We start from the raw sequence: 6,000 nt of genomic DNA on the forward strand, positions 1-6,000 counted from the left end.
GGCGGCCCCCGAGTCCCTCACCCACCACACCTGGGACGAGGGCTGGCTGACGATCCCCTGCGGGAGCTGCGGACGCGCGGACCAGTGGCCCCGGCCGGAACTCGACTGCCCGTGCGGGACGGTACTGCGCGTACCGGTGGCCGGGGCCGGGCCCGACGCGGCCGGTCCCACCGGGGCCGGGCGCACTGAGGCCGGACGCACCGGGGCCGGACGTGGCGGGACGGGGTCCGGCGCAACCGGCGCATGTCCGGGCGACGACACCGAAGCACACGCCTGCGGCGCTGACGGCCATGACGGCCATGACGGCCATGACGGCTCGGACGGCTCGGACGGTTCGCTCGACCCGATCGCCCCCGTCGGCGCGGACGGACCGGTCGGACCGGACAACGACGGCGACGGCGACAAGGGCGACAAGGGTCCCGAGTACGCCGCGCCCCCGGAGGCCGCCCCCGAGGGTGCGGGACAGCGCCCGCCCACGAAGCCCCGGCCCCGCCCCCGATCCCAGCGCCTCCCCGCCGCTGTCTCGCCTCCCCTCCCCCTCCCCCTCCCCCGTGGCGAACCGGCGCCCCGCCCCGCGTTCCAGCCGGTGACCATCCGTACGGCCCGGGACGCCGTGACCTCCGCCGCGCTGTACCTGCGCTGGCTCGGCTACCGGGACATCAGGCGGGCCGACCAGCGGCCACCCTCCGGCATAGGGCTCGCGGCCCGCGGAATAGTCGCCCAGGTGGACCCGACCGTGCGCCCGGCCTCCCTCCGCGACGTGGAGTGCCTGTGGCTGACCGCGATGACGGAGTCGTCCGGCTGCGTCTACTTCTCGCTGGCCGGTTACGAGAAGGACGCCCGCGCCCGCGCCGACTTGCTGGGTGTCCCCCTGTTCGTACTGGATCTCACCGGCACCCCGCAGCCGGCGAACAGCCTCGCCGAGGAACTCGTCGCGACCGGCGCGTGATCGCACCAACTCGGCGAATCAGTCGCATACTTGACCCATGACCGTCAGAGCGGCCACTTCCGCCGACCTCCCGCTCCTCCAGGACATCGAACGTGCCGCGGGCGAGCCCTTCCGCATCTTCGGCATGCCGGAGATCGCCGACGACGAACCGCCCGCGCTCGACGTTCTGGAGCGCTTCCGCGAGGCGGGCCACGCCTGGGTCGCCGAGGACGCCATGGGCCGGCTCGTCGCGTACCTGATCGGTGCGCCCCTGGACGGCGCCTTCCACATCGAGCAGGTCTCCGTCCACCCGGACGCCGCGCACCAGGGCGTGGGCCGGACCCTGATCGCGTACGCCGCCGAGCGCGCGCTGGAGCAGGGGCTGACCGGACTCACGCTGACCACGTTCTCCGAGGTCCCGTGGAACGCGCCCTACTACGAGCGGCTCGGCTTCCGCGTCCTGGCGGAGGCCGACCTGACCCCGGGACTGCGCAGAGTCCGCGCCGGGGAGGCCGAACAGGGCCTCGCCCGCCGGCCCCGGGTGTGCATGCGTCTGCCGATGGAGCAGCCCGGGCAGCACGTCTAGGGCGTGTTGCGAAAGTCCCGTCTGCCCGGCGACGCCATGCACGCACCCTCACCCCGCACCAAGCACAGACCCACGTACTGGACGTACTCAGGACCAACGCGGCCGCCGGTGAGCGGCTCGGGCCGCGCCCGGAAACGGTGAAGGCGTATCCGCGGTGCGGTCGGCGATGTGCAAGCTGGGGCCCGTACGCGGCTGGAGGCCGTGGTGGCGGCGCGGCGGGCGGGCCCGCTGCCGAGAAGGTCCGTACCTCTCCGTGTGTTTCATACACGTGTAGGTGTCATGAAATCACGTATACCGAATCTCTGTTATTTCCCTCACGGTCGAACCCCCCGAAATTCAAGGGCTCTTTGCATAATATTGTTCCGGACACGACTTGAGGGGAGCGGTGCGCGTGCGACGGGATTTCGAAGAGCCTGTCAGACCCCGTTTCGACCAGGTCATCGGCCGGGAGGAGGTACTCGGACGAGCACGCGGGCAGCTCTCCCGAGGGGGCAGCCTCCTCTTGCACGGTCCGCCCGGAATAGGAAAGTCGACCGTCCTGCGGGCAATCACTGCGGAATACACCGAATCGGCCCGGACTGTGTTGCGTTGCTCCGCCACCGAGTCCGAATCGCATCTGCCGTTCCTGGCACTGGTCGATCTGCTCGGCCTGGTCGCCGACGAGGTCGCGGACGCGTTGCCCGCCCCGCAGCAGGCCGCGCTCGAAGCGGCCCTCACCGGGCGCGCGGAATCGTCCCCGCACAGGGACGGCCTGGCGCTGCGGCTCGCCGTCCTTTCGGTGCTGCGCGCACTGGCGGCCAAGGGGCCCGTCCTCGTCGTCGCCGACGATCTGCAGTGGCTGGACGCGCCCAGCGCCGAACTGCTCGCGTTCGCCGCCCGGCGCCTCGGCGGCATGCCGGTGCGGATGCTCGGCGCGGTGCGTACCGGCACGGAACCCGAAGCGCAGGAGCATGACCCGTATCTACGCGCGTATCCGCCGGAGACGCCGGCCCTGCGGCTCCCCCCGCTGTCCCGGCCGCAGGTCTCCGAGCTGCTGACCGCCCGCGGATACAGCGGTCTGGGCCGTTCCACCCTGCGCGACATCCACCACACCAGCGGCGGCAACCCCCTGTTCGCGCTGGAACTCGGCCGCGCCCTGGCCGAGAGCCCGACCCCGCCGCGGCCGGGCGAGCCGCTGCCGGTGCCGACCTCGCTGCGCGCCCTCGTGCTCAGCCGTCTGGAACTGCTGTCCGCGGAAGCCCGGCAGACGCTCCTGGTGGCGAGCGCGGGAGCCCGCCCCACCCAGTCGCTGCTGGAGTCCGCGGGCCGTTCGGACGCGGAGGCGGAGATCGCCCTGGCCGCCTCCCTCGGACTGGTGGCGGCCCAGGGTCCTGACGGCCACGGCCCGGACGGCCAGGAGGGCGCCGTGCGGTTCGCGCACCCCCTCGTCTCGGCCGCGCTGTACGCCCAGGCGACGCCCCAGGACCGACGGGCCGCCCACGCCGCGCTCTCCACGGCCGCCTCCGAGCCGATCGAGCGGGCCCGGCATCTCGCGCTGGCGACCACCGGCACCGACGAGCAGGTCGCCGAACGGCTCTCCGAGGCGGCGGCACTCGCCCGGGACCGCGGCGCGCCCTCGGTGGCGGCCCGGCTCGGGCTGCTCGCGGCCCGGCACACCCCGGCCGACAACCGGGTCGGCGCGGACGAACGGCGACTGCGGTCCGCCGAGGACGCGCGGACCTCCGGCGAGATCGACCTGGCCCGCGAGGTGGCCCGCGACGTCCTGGAGCGGGCGACGGACCCGGCCGTCCGGGTACGCGCCTGGATGGTCGTGATCGACTCGGCCGGGCAGGCGATGGCCGACGTCGAGGCCGTGTTCCCGCAGGCCCTCGCGGACGCGGGCGAGGACCCGCGGCTGCTGGCGCTGGTCCGCTACCAACTGGCGTGGCGGGCCCTCCTCGTCGAGGGCGCGATGGAGAAGGGCCGCGAGGAGGCCGCCCGCGCGGCACGGCTCGCCGCCACCGCGGGCGACCGGAGCACCGAGCTGCTGGCCCTGTCCTTCCAGGCCCAGATGGAGACCCTGATGGGGCACCCCGCGGCCCCGGTGACCCTGGAGAAGGCACTCGCGGAACCGCAGGACCTGCGGGTGGCCTGCGACCACAACGGCGCGGGCGCCACCCGCTTCCGCTGGCTGATGATGAGCGACCAGCTCACCGACGCCCGGGTCTCGATCACCCGGCTGCTCGGCGAGGTGCGCCGTCGCGGCATCGTCGAGAGCGAGGTGCACTTCCTGCGCGGGCTCGCGGAGACCGAACTGCGTTCCGGGCACTGCGGCCGGGCTCTCGACCTCGCCCACGAGAGTCTGCGGCTCGCCCGGGACACCGGCATCGGCGAGGCCGCGGGCAACATGTTCACCTCGCTCGCCGAGGCCGCGGGCGGCGATGTGCACCGGGCGCTCGTGCTGGCCGGCGACGCGGTGCGGCGGGCCGAGGACGACGGTGACCTGGTCTACCTCTCGCGGGCCCTGGGCGCGCTCGGGCACGCACAGCTGGTGGCCGGGGACGCGGCGGGCACGGTCCGCTCGCTGCGCCGGGCCCGGGAGTCGGAGCAGCGGCTCGGCATCTGCGATCCGGCGCGGGGCCGCTGGCACGGCGACCTCGCCGAGGCGCTGGTCCTCGTGGGCGAGCCGGCGGAGGCGCAGGACGTCATCACCGCCACGCGCGAGCACGCGGTCCGGCTGCGACGGGCGAGTGTGCTGGCCGTACTGGACCGGGCCGAGGCCCTGGTGAAGGCAGCGACCGGGCAACATGAGGCGGCGGTACAGCAGTTGACGTCGGCGCAGGACCGGCTGGCGCAGCTCGGTCACGGACTCGAAGAGGCCCGGGCCGCCTTCGCGCTGGCCCGGCTGCGCGCGGAGCAGTCGGGGCGGGGCTCGTACGACGAGGCGGCGCGGCTGTTCCGGCGCTGCCGGGCGATGCCGTGGCTGCGTCAGTTGGACGCGGTCGCTGCGGCCGACGCCGCCCCCGTCACCGCCTCGCCCGGCGCCTCCTCCGGCGTCTTCGCTCCGACGGCTCCCGAGTCGGTGCTGCCGCATCTCGACCGGCTGGCCTCGACGGAACGTCAGGTCGCGGCGCTGGTCCTGGAGGGCGCCACGAACCGCGAGATCGCCGCCCGCCTGTTCATCAGCGTGAAAACGGTCGAGGCCACGCTCACCCGCGTCTACCGAAAACTGGGAATCCGCTCCCGGGTGGACATCGTCAGACTGGCGGCCGGCCACCACCGGGGAGACTGACCTCCCCGCGCCCCTGAAAAGGGGCGCGGGGAACGGCGCGACCAGCCGACCGGGCCCGCACCCAGCCCGCAACGCCCGGCCGGGCACCGGCCAACCCCGAGAAGGTGACCGAGGGTTATCCCTCGGTAACTGCCCGAGGGAGTTCCCTCATTGGGAAGAAGCCCACCCCACTCCTAGCGTGGGACCCGCCCCGCAGCCGTCGCACCACCCCACAGTGCATCCCCCCACCGGCACTCCTGAGGAGATCCATGTTCGGGCTCACCTTTGCCAAGAAGGCCGCCGCGGTCACCGCGGCCGTCGCCGCCGCCGCGACCACCTGTCTTCTCGGCGCGACCACCGCAAGTGCCGCCCCCGCCCCCATCGTCGGCGGTACGACGACCACGGCCGCCGCGTACCCGTACGTCATGCAGATCACCACCGCCTCGCAGAGCCAGTTCTGCGGCGGCACCCTGGTGTCGGCCACCAAGGTCGTCACGGCGGCCCACTGCATGGTCGGCGAGACACCGAGCGGCATCCGCGTGGTCGGCGGCCGTACGTACCGCAACGGCACCAACGGCACCGTCGCCCAGGTCAGCAAGATATGGATCAACCCCAGCTACACGGACGCCGAAGAGGGTGACGACGTCGCCGTCCTGACCCTGTCGACGTCGATGCCGTACACGCCGATCAGCTACGTCTCCGCCTCCGAGACCAGCCTGTACACGGCCGGTACCACGGCCCGCATCCTCGGCTGGGGCACCACCAGTTCGGGCGGTTCCTCCTCCAACCAGTTGCGCACGGCCACGGTCCCGACCGTGTCCAACTCCACCTGCTCCTCGGCGTACGGCTCCTCGTACATCTCCACCGACATGGTCTGCGCGGGCTACACCTCCGGCGGCGTGGACACCTGCCAGGGCGACAGCGGCGGCCCGCTCATCATCGGCGGCAAGCTCGCCGGGATCACCTCGTGGGGCTACGGCTGCGCGGACGCCGGCTACCCGGGCGTCTACACCCGCCTGACGACGTTCTCCAGCCTGGTGACGACGCAGGTCAACTCCTAGTCGGGCGATCCACCCCGAGTACTCCCTGAGGTCGACTCAGGTAGAGCCAGGGGGCGTGGGGGGGGGGCGCCCCCGCCCCCCCCCCCCCCCCCCCCCCCCCGTCTCCCCCCCCCCCCCCCCCCCCCCCGGCCCCCCGCACACACCCGCCCCAACCCCCCAAGGGACAAACGGGCAC

Annotated in this window: 4 protein-coding genes; all 4 read left to right on the plus strand. The window is 73.5% G+C overall.

The genetic code is table 11. The annotated features are described in order from the left end of the window. Positions 1–46: 46 nt before the first annotated feature. The 4 genes from ACIOKD_RS01225 (at position 47) to ACIOKD_RS01240 (ending at position 5,825) form a co-directional block, all read left to right on the plus strand. Positions 47–949 (plus strand): hypothetical protein, encoded by a 903-nt coding sequence (locus ACIOKD_RS01225; RefSeq protein ID WP_402077661.1) that lies wholly within the window; start codon positions 47–49, stop codon positions 947–949. Positions 950–986: 37 nt separating this feature from the next. Further along, positions 987–1,514 carry a GNAT family N-acetyltransferase gene (locus ACIOKD_RS01230; RefSeq protein ID WP_402076600.1) on the plus strand — a complete coding sequence of 176 codons (528 nt, stop codon included), beginning with the start codon at positions 987–989 and terminating at the stop codon, positions 1,512–1,514. Positions 1,515–1,905: 391 nt separating this feature from the next. Next, positions 1,906–4,785, plus strand: coding sequence for an AAA family ATPase (locus tag ACIOKD_RS01235; protein ID WP_402076601.1), 2,880 nt, complete (start codon positions 1,906–1,908; stop codon positions 4,783–4,785). A gap of 248 nt (positions 4,786–5,033) precedes the next feature. Further along, the gene (locus tag ACIOKD_RS01240; protein ID WP_402076602.1) at positions 5,034–5,825 is read left to right on the plus strand and encodes a S1 family serine peptidase; all 792 of its coding nucleotides are present in this window, start codon (positions 5,034–5,036) and stop codon (positions 5,823–5,825) included. Positions 5,826–6,000: the final 175 nt, after the last annotated feature.

Source organism: Streptomyces sp. NPDC087844 (genome assembly GCF_044742785.1).
In the GTDB taxonomy this organism is placed as follows: Bacteria; Actinomycetota; Actinomycetes; order Streptomycetales; family Streptomycetaceae; genus Streptomyces.